Source organism: Shewanella sp. NKUCC06_TVS (assembly GCF_019345515.1).
Classification (GTDB): domain Bacteria; phylum Pseudomonadota; class Gammaproteobacteria; order Enterobacterales; family Shewanellaceae; genus Shewanella; species Shewanella oncorhynchi.
Map to the genome: position 1 here is coordinate 25,891 of NZ_JAHKQX010000018.1, position 16,960 is coordinate 42,850.

The following is a 16,960-nucleotide window of genomic DNA, read 5'->3' on the forward strand; positions in this document are numbered from 1 at the left end:
CTCTCAATTAATTATCCCCGTTAACCATAGTCTTGGATACATTTGCTGATTAAGCGCGGCATCACTAAGGCTAGTGATTAACAGCGCACTACAGGTTATCAATGTCACCACCAAAGTAACTTTTAATGGCAGTGTTACTACTCGCGGTTGATATTGGCGGCAATTAAGTGCCAATAACGCCATCAATAATGCTTGGGATAATGGCATCACAATTACCCCATCAAACATGGCATAAATCCATACCGCACACAGGGCAAATACCAACACAATATCGGTTGTATCTCTATTTGTGTCAAAACGTGTATCGATGCTACTTTGTAGTTTTACAGCCAAATACTCATTCGGCTTTGTCCCCAATAATGTCAGCCTCTTTAATATTGTCCGTAATTTCATCACTGACCAACTCGCCAGCAAGATAAATGAAAATACACCAAACTCATATAAAAACTGCAGTAGAGCATTATGGGGATGGGCATTAGGCAAAGGTCTTGCTTCTGCCCATGCAAAACTCATTGGCCCGTAACCTAACCAAATACATTCAGGGATCGTTTGCAAAATATAAATCCACATGTCAATGCGACCTGAGCTATTGGTTCTTAGCTGCCAAATTTGGCTATCAAAAATAAACAGTGGAATAATAATGATCAACACTAACCACAAAAGCGTGCCTAAAGCCACAGCCTTGATAATTGGGCGAATAAACGCTTTACGCAGGTCGACAGGTAAAAAGCTATACACAACAAAAGCTGCCACCACCATTGCGAGTAATGCCCCGCGAGCCTCTGATTGCAGCAAGATTAACCACAACACACTAAAGACCAACATGGCTGCCTGCTTATATTTCTTGAGTTGTTCAATATAAAAAGATAAGTACAATAGTGGCATCAGCATAACTTGCAACTGATTGAAAAATCTGACATTCATAAAGCCAGCAACTAAAGAATGCACATCGGGCCGATTAGCATCGAAGGCATGAAAAAGCAGTAGCAAAAAAAACTTAACTGAAATACAAACCGAAAAAAATAATGCAAACCAAAAAAAATATTGCAGTACAACAGTTTTGCCTATATCCGCAATCAGTACACCGATGATATAAAACAAGCAGAACAACAATAAAAAGTTGGCTAACTCAATCAATGACCAAAATGTGTGTTTACTATTTAATGCAGAAATAAAACCCAAAATAAATATTACACAGAAAACCCAACATGTGTAAGGAGAAAGTATAGCTATCGGTACAGATTTTCTGTATGAAAGCAACACCATAGCAACCATCACAAATACGATAACTAAAATACGTTTCAGGTCATAAGTGTTACTCAGTCCAGCGAAACCACTGAGATAGCCCGAAAGAAGAGAACCCATAAAAAAGATTGCAAAAAATAAAAAAAGGATTATTCGAGAAAAAGCGTGAGAGAGTATCAACTTGAACATCCTTATTGGCGACTTATAACATCGCAATGATTATTAAAAATAATATTATTGATTTTAAAAGGAACCTATATTTTTAAAAAAGGACTTTACCCATATAAAATAATAAAAATCGATTTTTAAATGCACCCAATCAAAATGCTAATGAAGATCCAATCATAGAAATTAACGGTATCCGCTCGCGACAGCATATACATTAAACCGCATCTCTATGATGAACATGATTTTTCTGCAATTATGGAGCCTTTATTATATATGACAAATGCTTTTTTTGGCGCTATTATGAGCTACTTTATCAAGATAGGAGTGTGTTATGCCATCTACAGGCCTTCACTTAGGGCTGTCGACCCTTTTTATTCGCAAAGGTCTACTAAATGAAGAGCAGATGGCTAACGCTATCACTAAATCTCGACAAAACAAACACGCCCTTGTAAGCACCTTAGTTCAAAGTAAGCTAATCTCTGCCCGTGCAATAGCCGAGCTTTGCTACGAAGAATACGGTACACCACTACTCGATCTTAATGAGTTTGATCTTGCCTCCATTCCTGAAGATTTTCTCAATAAAAAACTCATTGAAAAACACCGTTGTTTACCCTTGTTTAAACGCGGTAATCGCCTCTATATCGGCACATCCGACCCAACCAATATTGCAGCCCTCGAAGATTTCCAGTTTAGTGCAGGCCTGCACGCCGAAGCGATTCTAGTTGAGGAAGATAAGCTCGCTAAAGCGCTAGAAAAAATCCTCGAAGTAGACATCAGCGGTCTCGATTTAGGCGGTATGGACGAAGCAGCGCTGGCAGCGATAGAAATTACTGATACCGACAGACGTAGCGAAGAATCTACTGGTGAGAGTAGTGACGATGCGCCCATTGTTATTTATATCAATAAAATTTTAACCGATGCGATTCGCAAGGGTGCGTCAGATTTGCACTTTGAACCCTATGAGAAACGCTACCGTATTCGTTTTCGTATAGATGGTATTCTGCACGAAGTGTCAGAGCCACCGATAAGTCTCGCCGGACGTTTATCGGCACGGCTAAAGGTGATGTCGAAACTCGATATAGCCGAACGACGCGTGCCACAAGACGGTCGAATCAAGATGAAACTGTCCCGCACTAAGTCTATCGACTTTCGGGTTAGTACTCTGCCGACCCTGTGGGGCGAAAAAATTGTAATGCGGATTTTAGACTCATCCTCCGCACAATTAGGCATTGAAAAGCTTGGCTATGAGCCAGACCAAGAAAAGCTCTACCTTGAGATGCTAGCAAAACCCCAAGGGATGATTCTAGTAACGGGCCCCACGGGTTCTGGTAAAACAGTCTCCCTTTATACAGGGTTAAATATTCTCAATACCGAAGAGCGTAATATTTCCACCGCAGAAGATCCGGTGGAGATTAACCTCGAAGGTGTAAACCAAGTTCACATTAATTTAAAAGCAGGCCTCACCTTCGCCTCCGCACTGCGTTCGTTCTTACGCCAAGACCCCGATGTGGTGATGGTCGGAGAAATCCGCGATCTTGAAACCGCCGAAATTGCCATTAAAGCTGCACAAACGGGTCACTTAGTATTATCCACTCTACATACTAACTCGGCGGCGGAAACCTTGACCCGTTTAATCAATATGGGCGTGCCAGGTTATAACATCGCCAGCTCAGTTAACCTGATTATTGCCCAGCGTTTGGCGCGTCGACTTTGCCCCGAATGTAAGCAAGCTGAAATCATCCCCGAGCATGAACTATTACGTTTAGGTTTTTCTCAAACACAAATTACTCAAGGCTTTACTACCTTTAAACCTGTTGGCTGTGAACATTGCTCTGCAGGCTACAAAGGCCGTGTCGGTATTTACGAAGTGATGAAGATGTCTGACGAAATAGCTCGTACTATCATGGAAGGCGGTAACTCTTTACAAATCGCTTCCCAAGCTAAAGCCCAAGGAATGCGAGATTTACGGCAATCAGGCTTATTGAAAGTGATCCACGGTGTCACTAGCATTGCAGAAGTCAATCGTGTAACCAGTTTTGGCTAAATCCAATCTTTAGACATCTAGAGCTAAGTCTAAAATGCAGGCAATAGCGCATCATTACTCGCATATTTGAATCTTAGAGTCCAAACTATTTTACAAGCACAGCGTTCAGTTAACTAAAAATCTAGAACGATTTATTTATAGGAATCATTTATGGCTACGGCAACGACAACAAGAAAGCCTCGCACCAAGAAAGCCGAGCAAAAGAGCCAACCAAAAATCTATACCTTCGAATGGAAAGGTGTTAATCGCGACGGCAAGAAAACCGCAGGAGAACTCAGGGGCGCTACCGCCGCTGAAATCCGTAGCCAGCTGAAATCCCAAGGCGTAAATCCTAAAAGCGTTCGTAAACAGTCATCTGCGCTATTTAAACTAGGTGATCCGAAAATCACCCCTATGGATATTGCTGTAATGACTCGCCAAATCGCGACTATGCTAGCCGCTGGCGTACCTTTAGTAACCACAATTGAGTTACTCGGACGCGGTCACGAAAAAGCTAAAATGCGAGAACTATTAGGAAACATCCTCAGCGAAATTCAATCGGGTATTCCCTTATCCGATGCTATGCGCCCCCATAGACGTTACTTCGATGAACTTTATGTAGACCTAGTCGCTGCAGGTGAGCATTCTGGTTCACTTGACTTAGTTTTCGATCGCGTAGCTACTTACAGAGAAAAATCAGAAGCACTGAAATCCAAAATAAAGAAGGCCATGTTTTATCCTGCTGCAGTTGTAATTGTCGCTATTTTAGTTACGGTTTTGTTACTTCTTTTTGTGGTGCCACAGTTTGAAGATATTTTTAAAGGCTTTGGTGCAGAACTGCCCGCCTTTACGCAACTGGTACTACATATTTCCCGCGGCTTGCAATCCTCTTGGTATATCTTTTTAGCCGCTATTATTGGCGGCGTATTTTTGTTTGTACGCGCGCACCGAAACTCACAAATGGTGAGAGATAGAGTCGACGAAGCCATACTTAAAATCCCAGCCATTGGACCAATTTTACACAAAGGTGCCATGGCTCGTTTCGCCCGCACCTTAGCTACCACATTTGCTGCAGGTGTGCCGTTAATTGATGGCTTAGAATCCGCCGCTGGCGCATCGGGTAATGCCGTTTATCGCAAAGCCATATTGAATATTCGCCAAGAAGTCATGGCGGGGATGCAAATGAATGTCGCGATGCAAACCACAGGGCTCTTCCCCGATATGTTAGTGCAAATGGTAATGATAGGCGAAGAATCCGGCTCGCTGGATAACATGCTCAATAAAGTCTCAACCATCTATGAAATGCAGGTCGACGATGCGGTTGATGGTTTATCAAGCCTAATTGAACCTATTATGATGGTGGTTATCGGTACTGTGGTCGGCGGGTTAATTGTCGCTATGTATCTTCCTATCTTCCAAATGGGTAAAATCGTCAGTTAATTCATTCGATTCAAATAAAATAAGAAAACTAAATGTCAGAATTTATCTCTCTTTTGGGCCACTCTTTTGATCAGAGTCCTTGGCTCTTTATTACGCTAAGCTTTATTTTTGCCGCCACCATAGGCAGTTTTTTAAACGTAGTGATCCACAGATTTCCTGTGATGATGAAACGGGAATGGCAGCAAGAATGTAATCAGTATTTGCAGGAATACCACGCTGAGATAGTCACAAAAATCGGTATTGATAAACTCAATACACCTATAGATAGCTTCCCCGAAAAATATAATCTTGTGGTGCCGGGTTCTGCTTGCCCTAAGTGCAAAACGGCGATTAAACCTTGGCATAATTTACCTGTATTCGGCTGGTTAATGCTCAAGGGAAAATGCGCCGCCTGTCACACACCAATTTCCGCCCGCTACCCAATAATTGAATTCGTCACAGGGCTACTTATCGCGACTTTAGCGTGGCACTTTGGTCCAAGCTGGCAATTTGTCTTTGCGAGCATACTAACATTTGTACTTGTCGCCCTTACTGGTATCGATCTTGATGAGATGCTGCTGCCAGATCAAATGACGCTACCGTTGCTTTGGCTAGGCTTGATCATCAATCTAAATAATACCTTTGCGAGCCCAACCGATGCCATTATCGGTGCGGCAGCAGGCTATTTAAGCTTGTGGTCCATTTTTTGGCTATTTAAGATCCTCACAGGCAAGGAAGGCATGGGCTATGGGGACTTTAAACTGCTCGCCGTTTTCGGTGCTTGGCTCGGCTGGCAAATGCTGCCGCTGGTCATTTTACTTTCGTCCTTAGTCGGAGCAGTGGTCGGCATCACTATGATTGTCAGTAAACGCCTCAAGCAAGGTAATCCCATCCCATTTGGGCCTTATATTGCTGCCGCAGGCTGGATAGCCCTAATATGGGGTCAACCTATAGTGGATTGGTACTTAAGTACGTTATAGAACAGGCTTCACTTAAGGATAACGGAACGTTCGCAAGCTCACTCACTGAACGCTTCGCTTACCGTAAGGGCGAAGCCCGTTCCGTAGACTGTAAGGACGAAGTCCGTCCTAGCAGCGTAGCGCCCTTCATAGCTTTTAAGAGAGTTTTATGTCCAAATTTGTTGTTGGTTTAACGGGTGGGATTGGTAGCGGTAAAACGACTGTTGCCAATTTATTCGCCGCAGAAGGCATTACCTTAGTCGACGCCGATATCGTTGCCCGCGACGTTGTCGCTCAGGGTTCAAAAGGACTTGAGGCCATCGTTAGCCATTTTGGCATTGAGATGTTAACGCCAGAAGGTGAACTCGATCGCGCCAAACTGCGGCAACGGATATTTAGCCACCCTGAAGAACGTGAATGGTTAAACCAGCGATTGCACCCCATGATCCGCCAAGAAATGCTAGCGCAGATAGAAAAAGCAACCTCAGCCTATGTAATTATGGTCGTACCCTTGCTATTTGAGAACAGGTTAGATAGGTTAGTCAATCGGACTTTAGTGGTGGATATTTCGCCTGAGTTGCAAATCAGCCGCACCATAAAAAGGGACAATGTTGATGCATCTCAAGTAAATAACATCATTAACAGCCAATTGAGCCGCAGCGAAAAACTCGCCCGAGCCGACGACATTATTGATAATCAGGGAGAGATATCAACCTTAAAACGAGAGGTGCTAGCATTGCACCAACGCTATTTACAACGATCTGGTACTCATAACGCCCATGACTGAATTAGTTTACGAACAGCCCCTAAACGAGAAAATTCGCAGCTACTTGCGGCTCGAATACCTCGATAAACAGCTGCAAAGTAACCTAAGCAATGACCACCAACATAGATGTTTTTATCCGCTGTTTTCCCTCTGTGAATTGTCCGAACGCTGCGATTATCGCAATGAAGTATTAAAAGATATTGAGCGGCACTTGCTACAACTGAACAAATGGCAAGAATTAGATCACGTCGACCACCAGCAAATCAATATCTATATCAACGCCCTCACCCAAGCCCGTGAACCCTTACAAAAGCCTGAACGCTTCGGCAGCCAATTAAAACAAGACAAATTTATTTCCGCGCTGCGACAACGCTTCGGCATGCCAGGCGCTTGCTGTAACTTCGACCTACCTCAACTACATTATTGGCTGTCTAAACCTTGGGAAGAAAAACAGCACGATTATCGCTCTTGGATAGCGCATTTCGAACCTTTGCTCACCCCCATCACACTATTACTCCAACTCACCCGCAGTACAGCCCATTACGATAATGCCGTTGCCCATGCTGGCTTTTATCAGGGCGACAGTGCCCAAGCACTTGCTTTGGTAAGGGTTAAAGTCGATGCATCCCACGGGTGTTATCCTACGATTAGCGGCCATAAAAACCGTTTCGCTATCCATTTTGTACAGTTTGAACAACAACGCCACTCCGACCGTTCAATTGATTTCTTACTGGCTACCTGTGCATGAAGCCTTTACACTAATGGCCTGAAAGACATTAGTATTGGCGGCCGCTTTATCGCCGTTAACCAAGAGAACAATTATGCCATTGACCGTTAACTGCCCTATTTGCAAAGCCCCTGTCGAGTGGGTGCCACAATCTGCATTTAAACCTTTTTGCAGCGAGCGCTGTAAGTTGATCGACCTCGGCGATTGGGCGTCAGAAAAACACGTCATCCCAGTCAAAGCCGAATTTGATCCAGAAACATTTGATGAATTTGATCTCGATGAAGGCGATTTTTTTAAAGAGTAATTTTGGGTTTACACACGAATCACTCAGCTCAAGCCTTTAATGCACTTACTTTTACCCACTCATTAATCGATAAATATTATGACTAAACGCATCCATGTTGCCGTCGGCATTATTACTAACTCGGCCGGTGAAATTCTGTTGGCAAAACGCCCAGATCATTTACATCAAGGTGGGAAATGGGAATTTCCTGGTGGTAAAGTTGAGACAGGCGAAACTGTCACTCAGGCATTGATCCGTGAACTCAAAGAGGAAGTCGCGCTCAATGTCACTGATAGTCAGCCATTTATGGCGTTGAGTTTCGACTATCCCGATAAACAAGTGCTACTCGATATCCATTCAGTCACCGAATTTAACGGCACAGCTCAAGGCCTTGAAGGTCAGCTTATCGCTTGGGTCACTAAAACCGACTTAACCAATTACGACTTCCCCGAGGCTAATAAGCCTATTCTTGAAAAAATTCTGGCTCAGTAATCAAGCAATTTACCTTATCCTCTCAATGTGTTCTGTCCCCGAATCACGATTCGGGGATGAACTTTTTCAATGCCTTAACTCCGAAAAACATGTAATTATGTGATCGTTAAGCTTACATACCCAAACCACCTGAAGATGCAGGATTCAGCGGGAATTTAACGCACTTTAGGCAAGGCGGCTATTTGCAGACCTAGCGGGCTAAGTTAAAAATAATCAACACAGCATAAAGTGCGTTAAAACACGCCGAGACGGAGCGCCTAGGGCACTCCACTTCCGTGTTGCATCAATTCAAAAGGTGGCCGACATTCTGTCATTGATGCGCCTTGAATTGAAGCACCCTAGGCGCTCTGAAACTCGTATCTTCAGGTAGCTTGGGTATAGATATTAGCAATGCGTGATCTTGCTTGCAGCAAATCAATTAATCGCTTTAATCGTATCCAGAATAATGTTTGAATCGAATTTCATTCTTTCTCTTCGATTTCGAGGGCGCATCATGCACAATAACGTTAAGGTATTCCTAGCCACTACCGCCTTATTTTTTAGTTGTCAGGTACTAGCCAATGGTGGCTGTGGATTTGAAGAACAACAACAGGGTTTAATTGCGACCTGCAGTGAGGAGAAACAAGAAGTGATTTTAACTGGCATAGTAGAAGCACAACATTTAGTCACAGATCTCAATGAGTTTGCCGAAGGGTATAAAACCTATCAAGTCGATACCACTGCAATCACCCCGCTTAAAAGCATCACTGAACCTACAGAAATTGTAGTGATCATTGGTACTTGGTGCCCAGATTGTCACCGGGAAACCCCGCGCTTTATCCGTATTATGGAAGAAGTCGCTAATCCCAATATTAAAGTTACCTATATTGGTGTCGACCGCACGAAAAAAGATCCCGAAGGCTTAGCCGCAAAATACGACTTTACCCGTATACCGACCTTTATTGTACTGCAGCAAGGTAAAGAAGTTGGCCGCATCGTAGAGCGTCCAACGGTTTCCTTAGAAAAAGATCTCGCCGATTTATTGAAATAATCGCCACAGTACAAAGAATATACAAACAATAAAGGCCGCATCGCGGCCTTTAGTTTTTATCATGTTTTAATAAAATATTAGCTGACTTCGTCAATAATCCGCTGAGCTAACATCACTAAAACACCTTCACGTAATGCGCCGCCAGATAAGGCTAAATGCTCGATCCCCAGCAACTCAAACAAAGCCAATAGAATAGCGACACCCGCAGCAAAAGTCGGTGCTCGCTCACTGCAAAGCCCAACAATCCCCATTAAGCTAATATCTTCTTGAGCGAGGATCTCAGCCTTCAACTGAGTAAGCACATCGAGTGTGATAGTTTCAGATAACCCTCGGTGTAGTAACACTTCTACCACGGACTGTACAGCCCCGGAGGCACCAACGACACAATGCCAACCAAGATCACGTAGGGTTTGTCTATGCTCTGCTAATGCGATTAGTACTTGCTGCTTAGCATCATCAAAATCTAACTGCTGCAGCGGCAAACTGCTGAAAAATTGACGATTATAAGTCACACTGCCAAAAGGCAAACTGGTTTTGAACAGCACTTGATGCCCATCGCCAATGATAAACTCTGTACTCGCCCCACCGATATCAATAACTAAGCGACGGCCGTGACCACAAGTGGTCGCCACCATACCTTGATAGATAAGCTCTGCTTCACGCATTCCAGAGATAATTTCGATCGGATAACCTAAGAGTGGCAATGCACGCCGATTAAACTCATCAGCATTGCTAATACTGCGAAGAGTTGCAGTTGCAATCACAGCAACATGGTTTGCTTCAATCTTATGTTGCACCAACATCTGGGCAAACATACTCAAACAGTCGAGGCCGCGCTGCATGACATCGGGGCTTAATTTGCCATCGTTGCCTATGCCTTCGGCGAGCCTCACCTTGCGTTTATATTTCGCAATAATATGTGGCTGACCACCACGCGTTTTGGCGATCAGCATATTAAAACTATTTGAGCCTAATGTTATAGCGGCATAAGCGGGTGTTGGCATTTACGAATGTCTACGTGTCCTATCATGACGAGGAGGGCGAGCACCACTGCGTTGAGCACCTGGGCGGCTTGCCCCTGAACGATCACGCAAGTTTCGAGTGCCGCTAGGGTGTTTACGGTGAATCTTCGCTGGCGTAGGTATATCGGCCAGTAAAGCTTCACTATCGTAGTTACTTACTGGAATCGAATGGTTGATGTAGCTTTCGATTGCAGGCAAGTTCAATGCGTACTCTTCACAGGCAAAGCTTATCGACATGCCTTTGTTACCCGCACGACCCGTACGACCGATTCGGTGAACATAGTCTTCGCAATCATCAGGTAAATCATAGTTATACACGTGTGAAACGTCAGAAATATGTAAACCACGAGCCGCGACATCGGTAGCAACCAATATATCTAATTGACCACTGGTAAATTGCTCAAGGATACGAATACGCTTTTTCTGTGGCACATCACCCGTTAATAAACCCACACGATGTCCGTCACCTTCAAGCCAAGACCAAAGCGTTTCACAACTATGCTTAGTGTTGGAGAAAACGATGGCTTTTTCTGGCCAATCTTCTTCAATCAAGGTCAACAGCAAACGCATCTTCTCTTCTTGGGAAGGATAGAAGATTTCTTCTTTGATGTTTTTGGAGGTTTTTTCTTCGGGGGCGATTTCGACTTTAACGGGCTCATTCATATGATCATAAGCCAGCTCTTGTACTTTCATGGACAAGGTTGCCGAAAATAGCATATTAAGACGTTGATTTGCCTCAGGCATACGTCTAAATAAGAAGCGGATATCTTTAATAAAACCAAGGTCAAACATACGATCGGCTTCATCAAGTACCACAGCCTGAATTGAATTCAAGCCAATAATACCTTGGCGAACGTAGTCGATAATTCGACCCGTTGTACCAATCAAAATATCAACACCTTGATCTAATACTTTACGCTGCACATCGTAACTTTCACCGCCATAAACAATACCCACCTTTAAGTGCGTGTGCTTAGCGAGTAAAATCGCATCTTTGGCAATCTGAATCGCCAGTTCGCGAGTCGGGGCCATAATGATGGCGCGGGGCTGATTAATCAGTCGACCTTCAGGTATGGTAGTCGATAATAAATGATTAAACGTGGCGACCAAAAAGGCCATTGTCTTACCAGTGCCCGTTTGTGCTTGGCCTGCGATATCTTTTGATTGGAGTAATACAGGCAGTGATAACGCCTGGATCGGCGTACAAAATTCGAAGCCGTTCTCGGCAAGGGCCTGTTTAACCTCAGGATGTAGAGGTAGGTCGGCAAACCTTTGGGTAGATAGATGTGTTTCGCTCATAGCGCAAGCTTACCTGTTGAGGTTGCAATAAGATACTCGATCGTTTGAAATAGCCACATTGTAAAAAGGTAACTTGAAAAGCTATTTTTCAGCCCCAATATACATGGTAAGCCATTAACAAACCAGCAATGGCACCCAAACTGGAGAACATCATGAGCGATAAAATTATATACCTGAGTGACGACAGCTTCGAAAACGACGTATTAAAGTCTGATTTGCCAGTATTGGTAGACTTCTGGGCCGAGTGGTGTGGTCCTTGTAAAATGATCGCTCCAATTTTAGACGATGTGTCTGAAGAATATGCAGGTCGCTTGACTATCGCTAAATTAAACGTTGACCAAAACAATGTTTCTCCAGCGAAATATGGCGTTCGTGGCATCCCAACTTTACTGCTATTCAAGAACGGCGAATTAGCCGCGACTAAAGTTGGCGCACTCTCAAAAACGCAATTGAAAGAGTTTATCGACGCTCAAATCTAATTTGACGTCGTAATGAGTGACCTCCGGCACAAGCTATAAATTAATTGTGCCGGAATTTCCCTAAATTTCTGGACGCCCCGCTTTGTTAGTGCTACTTTAATAACCAGATTCTTTCTAATAACCTCTTCTCGCTCGTCAATCACTATCCTGAATTACATCCTTACTGATTGATCGCGGTAAGCTTTGTCGCGTAACACAAGACCCCCAAAATGAACTTAACTGAATTAAAAGACACGCCGATTTCTGACCTAGTCTCGCTAGCTGAAAATATGAAGCTCGAAAATATGGCCCGCGCTCGCAAGCAGGACATTATTTTCTCAATCCTTAAAGCCCACGCAAAAAGTGGAGAAGACATTTTCGGTGGTGGGGTATTAGAAATACTCCAAGACGGTTTCGGCTTCTTACGCAGCTCAGACGGTTCTTATTTAGCTGGTCCAGATGACATCTATGTCTCACCAAGCCAAATTCGCCGCTTCAACATGCGAACGGGTGATACCATTTTTGGTAAAATTCGCCCACCAAAAGAAGGCGAGCGTTATTTTGCCCTATTGAAAGTCAACGAAGTTAACTTCGATAAACCAGAAAACTCCCGTAATAAAATCCTCTTTGAAAACTTAACCCCACTCCACGCAGAAGAACGTATGCGTATGGAGCGCGGCAACGGCTCAACTGAAGATATTACCGCACGTATTCTGGATTTATGCTCACCGATTGGTAAAGGTCAACGTGGTTTGATCGTTGCACCACCAAAAGCCGGTAAAACGCTATTACTTCAAGGTATTGCTCAAAGCATCAGCTACAACAACCCAGAAGTGGTGTTGATGGTATTACTGATCGACGAACGCCCAGAAGAAGTAACTGAGATGCAGCGCCTCGTTAAAGGCGAAGTTATCGCATCAACCTTCGATGAGCCAGCCAGCCGCCACGTTCAAGTTGCCGAAATGGTGATTGAAAAAGCAAAACGTTTGGTTGAGCACAAGAAAGACGTCGTTATCTTACTCGATTCGATTACCCGTTTAGCCCGTGCCTATAACACTGTTATCCCATCATCGGGCAAAGTGTTAACCGGTGGTGTGGATGCTAACGCCCTGCACCGTCCAAAACGCTTCTTTGGTGCGGCACGTAACATCGAACACGGTGGCAGCTTGACCATTATCGCCACAGCCTTGGTTGATACGGGTTCTAAGATGGACGAAGTGATCTACGAAGAATTTAAAGGTACAGGTAACCAAGAGCTACATTTGTCACGTAAAGCGGCAGAAAAGCGCGTGTTCCCAGCCATTGATTTCAACCGCAGCGGTACGCGTCGCGAAGAAAAACTCACGACTCAAGAAGAACTGCAAAAAATGTGGATCCTGCGTAAGATCCTCAATCCTATGGATGAAGTCAGCGCAATGGAATTCTTAATCGATAAATTGGCGATGACCAAGACTAACGAAGAGTTCTTTACCGCCATGAAACGCACTAAGTCTTAAGCCATACAAGATTGCATGAATAATAAGGCCGCTCACTGAGCGGCCTTTTGTTTATGTATTAAAAAAGCCGCGGGTGCGGCTAATCTTGATTCAAGTGACTTAATCAAGCACAGGTAAGTAACTGAGCACTAACTGATCTCGACTTAACTGGCTATCAATGATCTCCCCTACTGTGCCATTGTTTAACTTGATGGCAAGCGTGGCCTCCCCGGCTTGCGTCTTAAAGGTTTCCATCTCTTTAATTCGGTTGATCAGCGCAAGTGCTAAGGTGTTTTCTGCGGTTGCCGCGTACACTCGGCCATTTAACGTCACTTCCGCTTGAGTCGCCAATGCCGGGCCAGCTAAACGAATACCAACATATTCACGCCATACCCTAGCTTTTTGCTCGCCTTGATAATCACTGTCAACGGATGCAAGCACCACTTGGCGTAATATCATCTGCAGTAAATTACTCTTACCTTTTGGCTGCCCGTTAACAGTATCGAATTGGAAGTAACGTGATACCGAACGGTCGTAATTAGGTAATGGCTCAATACTTTGTTGCGAAAAATCAGTGTAATAAGGCAAATAGCTATCGAGCTTATCACTCGCGCCACAGCTTTCGGCAAAGAGTGGCGTATTACCACGAGTCAGCCCAGGACCTTCACCCATGGTCATCTTACACAGCATATCTTGGAACACTGGACCCACATTAGGTAAATCAACCAATGCTTTATAACCAAGACTCGATGTACTACGTGGGGTGGTACGTGATACTAAGGCTCTCACGGCTAACAATTTATCTGGCCACACCCCCAACACGTCGCGCTCATTCACATAGGGATGGTTAGGTGAGGACGCAGGCGTTTTAATACCGTTAAGTAAGCGACCCGAAAAGCTGACATCCGCCGTTAATAAATCCTGAAATTTAGGATTTATTTGCGATTTAATGATCAGCTCTTTCAAGGCTTCAGGAGAATCAGAGAACTGACTTATCACCTCACCTGGCTCAAACTTCGCCTTCATATCGCCGCTTTTAAAACGATATTGTTCAAGCACTTTGCCAAAATTGTACTGTTGTCTTAAGGCCACGCTGCCATCGGCTTGCTTGTATGTCACATCGAGGGTCGCATCATTTTCTCCCACCAGCTTAAGGAAGAAATCTGCCGACTGATTCATTGCCCGCTGATTCGCGCAATACCAAGCCTCGCTACCTGCCGCCACCAATCGTTCGCATTCACCAGCGAAAAAGTTTTCAGATAGACCAAATAATTGCTCTAAAAAACTCACATCTTCAATGAATTGACGTATTTCATCAAACTGAGCTTTACGATTAATGGCGTAACTTAGGCTATGATCTTCAAATAAAGATTGACGATTATGGCGTAAGTTCATGGTCTCGTAGCTATCAAAATACTTCTCGATATAGAACTGATTAATATCATCTAAGTTTTTACCTGCATCACCACGATTACAGTTACTGTTAAGGGACACATGTTCATCAGTGCAGTAAGAATACTGACGTAGGCTATTGTTTTGCTCAATGTTATAGAGCACACCAAATCGAGTATCTCCATTAACAACCCCTTTGGCGAGTTCGTCACGGCGTTTGACATCTTCCGCTTTGAGCGATACAAATTCGTTGGCCTTCGTTTCTACTTCACGGGCATAGCCAAAACGTAACGCAGCTAAGTCATAGGGTTCAAACGTGGTTGCAAACCGATTCACGTTGTAATCCATTTGGCTTGAAAACTCGGCATTAACAGTAATGTCTGGGTAACCTGCATCGCTAAAGGCGGCTTTTAACTCCGTCAGTTGCGCTTGGTTAAAGGTATTGTCGTGGTCGCGACTCCCAGCAAAGTTATGCCTTAAGCCAAAGGTATGTCCTAACTCATGGGTTAAGGTGCCAGCAAATGCTTGTGCGGCTAGGGCTGTCGTTAAGGAGTCTTGTAAACTTATAGGCAAATCTTCAAATGCCGCTAACTTACCGCCCACTTTGCCATCAACCCACATTTCAGCTTTTTTCCAGTCAATTTCATGACCTTTGATGCCGCGAGGTAATTCACGATCACTACCACCCGTAGCAAACACGGTATCCACATGCATCATTGAGTTTTCAGACCAAAACGCTTGTGTTTTTTCATCAAAATCCGCTAAGGCATCGAAACTATTATCCTTGGGCGTTAATAACATCGATTTGGGTGCAGCAATAAGTTGCTGAGTGGGTTGCTCAAATGCAGCCGCCTCAACTGGCGCGGTGTCTAGGCTGACATCTGGCTTGTCCAAATTCGATACATATGGCTCGCCCGTTAACGACGTCACAGAATTCGCGTCCAATTTGCCTCTGTTATAATCTAATCGCACTTGGCGATAGTAACGAACTGCGCCTTGTTTTAGATTCGAGCTGTATTGATTAACTCGCGCACTAACAATTTCACCTGTTAGCGGGTTTGCCGCTGATGGACCATAACCCGCCAAGCCATTATCTAGCGGCTCATCGAATAAAGTGATGTTGCTATAACGTAGATCGCCATGGCGTTTATCGTTGGCTTGCTCAAGCTTTATCTGTGGAAAACCGGTTTTATACAGCTTGTTTTGAATGTTAATTGCCGTAACAGACTCAATGGCAGCATCCAAAAAGGGTTTATTTTTCGCATCGTAGAAATTATTACTCAGGTAATAAGTCAGTTCCGATTTGGCCGGATTAAAGCGATTCAAGTAGGTACGCACATACCCGTCAACGCCGTCTGAATCAGTCGCATCACGATAAGTATGGGAGGAGGTAAAGAAACCAAATGCGCCCTTTTCATTTTCGGCATAGGGAATCGCTTGATAGTCTTTACTGGCTAACTGATCCACCGCCACAATCGAAATAAACTCGGTGGTCGTAAAGGATAGGTTGTCGAGGTTGCCACCGTAAAATTGGTTAAAGCAACTTGGTGAAGCTTGATAAGTATGCTCAATTTCAAAGTTAACCACGCCCTTAGCTAAATCCATCTCATAGCCTTTTTGGCCTTGAGTATTCACTAGACGCGGGGCTTCTGTTTCAGTAACGCATTCTCCAAAGGTGAAAATGTCATTAATGCCCAGCTCGGCAATTTTGGCTTTGGCAAAATCGGGGACAAAGTAGCGCTTATCCTGCCATGTTAAATTAGCATCTGTATTAACTTGCTCAACGTTAACGCACTCACGCCATTTATCTTCGGTACATTTAAAGTCGATATATTCGCCAGGAATGGTTAACACTGGCGCTTGGTTATACTCATTAGGATAACGACTGTCATGGCCTAGTCCGATATTATCTCGGTCAATTTGACGTACTTGGATACCATTCTCAGTTTTATGCAAGGTCACCAACTTAGGATCACCTTGGGTAAAACCTCGCACCTCGGCAGCATAACGCGGAGCCTTACCCACGCTGCGAATGTAGAGATATTGCCGCTCAGTTGCTTTATCGATGTCGGCAGTGGTGACTTGCTTTTCATCTTTCGGGAGTTCTTTATAAGGCTCATCGCCGGCACCACACCCCACAAGGGTCAGTGCACTGGTGATCGCCAGACATACCATGGACTTCTTCATAGATTCCTCTTAACT

The 16,960-nt window shown here is 44.1% G+C and carries 14 protein-coding genes; 10 read left to right on the forward strand and 4 right to left on the reverse strand.

All coding sequences use genetic code 11. The features are described from left to right. Window positions 1-3: 3 nt before the first annotated feature. On the reverse strand, window positions 4-1,365 hold the full coding sequence (locus KO531_RS18260; protein WP_219251910.1) for an O-antigen ligase family protein: 1,362 nt from the start codon (window positions 1,363-1,365) through the stop codon (window positions 4-6). Window positions 1,366-1,744: 379 nt separating this feature from the next. Here KO531_RS18260 and pilB point away from each other — a divergent pair, with 379 nt between their 5' ends. The 8 genes from pilB (at window position 1,745) to KO531_RS18300 (ending at window position 9,112) form a co-directional block, all read left to right on the forward strand. After that, window positions 1,745-3,457 (forward strand): type IV-A pilus assembly ATPase PilB, encoded by a 1,713-nt coding sequence (gene pilB, locus KO531_RS18265; RefSeq protein WP_219251911.1) that lies wholly within the window; start codon window positions 1,745-1,747, stop codon window positions 3,455-3,457. A 150-nt stretch (window positions 3,458-3,607) separates the two neighbouring features. After that, complete coding sequence (locus tag KO531_RS18270) at window positions 3,608-4,876, forward strand: type II secretion system F family protein (RefSeq protein ID WP_219251912.1); 1,269 nt, start codon at window positions 3,608-3,610, stop codon at window positions 4,874-4,876. A 32-nt stretch (window positions 4,877-4,908) separates the two neighbouring features. Beyond that, window positions 4,909-5,835: an A24 family peptidase gene (locus KO531_RS18275; protein ID WP_219251913.1), complete on the forward strand. Its 927-nt coding sequence runs from the start codon at window positions 4,909-4,911 to the stop codon at window positions 5,833-5,835. Between the two features lie 148 nt (window positions 5,836-5,983). Further along, window positions 5,984-6,601 carry a dephospho-CoA kinase gene (gene coaE / locus KO531_RS18280; RefSeq protein ID WP_219251914.1) on the forward strand — a complete coding sequence of 206 codons (618 nt, stop codon included), beginning with the start codon at window positions 5,984-5,986 and terminating at the stop codon, window positions 6,599-6,601. Then, a complete protein-coding gene (zapD, locus tag KO531_RS18285; protein WP_173247868.1) occupies window positions 6,594-7,328 on the forward strand; it encodes a cell division protein ZapD in 735 nt (244 codons plus the stop codon). The genes coaE and zapD overlap by 8 nt, the downstream gene beginning before the upstream one ends. 73 nt (window positions 7,329-7,401) lie before the next feature. After that, entirely contained in the window at window positions 7,402-7,611 is a 210-nt protein-coding gene (gene yacG, locus KO531_RS18290; RefSeq protein WP_219251915.1) for a DNA gyrase inhibitor YacG, read from the forward strand. 78 nt (window positions 7,612-7,689) lie between these two features. Then, on the forward strand, window positions 7,690-8,082 hold the full coding sequence (mutT, locus tag KO531_RS18295; RefSeq protein ID WP_131523409.1) for an 8-oxo-dGTP diphosphatase MutT: 393 nt from the start codon (window positions 7,690-7,692) through the stop codon (window positions 8,080-8,082). A 493-nt stretch (window positions 8,083-8,575) separates the two neighbouring features. Then, on the forward strand, window positions 8,576-9,112 hold the full coding sequence (locus KO531_RS18300; RefSeq protein WP_219251916.1) for a thioredoxin family protein: 537 nt from the start codon (window positions 8,576-8,578) through the stop codon (window positions 9,110-9,112). A 77-nt stretch (window positions 9,113-9,189) separates the two neighbouring features. Here the strand turns inward: KO531_RS18300 and KO531_RS18305 are convergent, their stop codons facing one another. Both KO531_RS18305 and rhlB read right to left on the reverse strand, forming a co-directional pair. Next, the gene (locus KO531_RS18305) at window positions 9,190-10,116 is read right to left on the reverse strand and encodes an exopolyphosphatase (RefSeq protein ID WP_219251917.1); all 927 of its coding nucleotides are present in this window, start codon (window positions 10,114-10,116) and stop codon (window positions 9,190-9,192) included. Continuing rightward, window positions 10,117-11,433, reverse strand: coding sequence for an ATP-dependent RNA helicase RhlB (gene rhlB, locus KO531_RS18310; protein WP_219251918.1), 1,317 nt, complete (start codon window positions 11,431-11,433; stop codon window positions 10,117-10,119). It abuts the gene before it with no gap. A 152-nt stretch (window positions 11,434-11,585) separates the two neighbouring features. Here rhlB and trxA point away from each other — a divergent pair, with 152 nt between their 5' ends. After that, window positions 11,586-11,912, forward strand: a complete 327-nt coding sequence (gene trxA, locus KO531_RS18315; protein WP_105250415.1) for a thioredoxin TrxA — start codon at window positions 11,586-11,588, stop codon at window positions 11,910-11,912. 209 nt (window positions 11,913-12,121) lie between these two features. Next, window positions 12,122-13,387 carry a transcription termination factor Rho gene (gene rho, locus KO531_RS18320; RefSeq protein ID WP_011787892.1) on the forward strand — a complete coding sequence of 422 codons (1,266 nt, stop codon included), beginning with the start codon at window positions 12,122-12,124 and terminating at the stop codon, window positions 13,385-13,387. Between the two features lie 99 nt (window positions 13,388-13,486). On the opposite strand, the gene KO531_RS18325 is transcribed toward rho, so the two are convergent. Then, window positions 13,487-16,945, reverse strand: coding sequence for a zinc-dependent metalloprotease (locus tag KO531_RS18325; RefSeq protein WP_219251919.1), 3,459 nt, complete (start codon window positions 16,943-16,945; stop codon window positions 13,487-13,489). Window positions 16,946-16,960: the final 15 nt, after the last annotated feature.

Excerpts from the sequence above, each read along its gene's own strand:
- coaE (WP_219251914.1), top strand. The coding sequence starts at position 5,984 with ATGTCCAAATTTGTTGTTGGTTTAACGGGTGGGATTGGTAGCGGTAAA.
- mutT (WP_131523409.1), top strand. The coding sequence starts at position 7,690 with ATGACTAAACGCATCCATGTTGCCGTCGGCATTATTACTAACTCGGCC.
- KO531_RS18260 (WP_219251910.1), bottom strand. The coding sequence starts at position 1,365 with ATGGGTTCTCTTCTTTCGGGCTATCTCAGTGGTTTCGCTGGACTGAGT.
- yacG (WP_219251915.1), top strand. The coding sequence starts at position 7,402 with ATGCCATTGACCGTTAACTGCCCTATTTGCAAAGCCCCTGTCGAGTGG.
- pilB (WP_219251911.1), top strand. The coding sequence starts at position 1,745 with ATGCCATCTACAGGCCTTCACTTAGGGCTGTCGACCCTTTTTATTCGC.
- rho (WP_011787892.1), top strand. The coding sequence starts at position 12,122 with ATGAACTTAACTGAATTAAAAGACACGCCGATTTCTGACCTAGTCTCG.
- trxA (WP_105250415.1), top strand. The coding sequence starts at position 11,586 with ATGAGCGATAAAATTATATACCTGAGTGACGACAGCTTCGAAAACGAC.
- KO531_RS18300 (WP_219251916.1), top strand. The coding sequence starts at position 8,576 with ATGCACAATAACGTTAAGGTATTCCTAGCCACTACCGCCTTATTTTTT.
- KO531_RS18325 (WP_219251919.1), bottom strand. The coding sequence starts at position 16,945 with ATGAAGAAGTCCATGGTATGTCTGGCGATCACCAGTGCACTGACCCTT.
- zapD (WP_173247868.1), top strand. The coding sequence starts at position 6,594 with ATGACTGAATTAGTTTACGAACAGCCCCTAAACGAGAAAATTCGCAGC.
- KO531_RS18270 (WP_219251912.1), top strand. The coding sequence starts at position 3,608 with ATGGCTACGGCAACGACAACAAGAAAGCCTCGCACCAAGAAAGCCGAG.
- KO531_RS18275 (WP_219251913.1), top strand. The coding sequence starts at position 4,909 with ATGTCAGAATTTATCTCTCTTTTGGGCCACTCTTTTGATCAGAGTCCT.
- KO531_RS18305 (WP_219251917.1), bottom strand. The coding sequence starts at position 10,116 with ATGCCAACACCCGCTTATGCCGCTATAACATTAGGCTCAAATAGTTTT.
- rhlB (WP_219251918.1), bottom strand. The coding sequence starts at position 11,433 with ATGAGCGAAACACATCTATCTACCCAAAGGTTTGCCGACCTACCTCTA.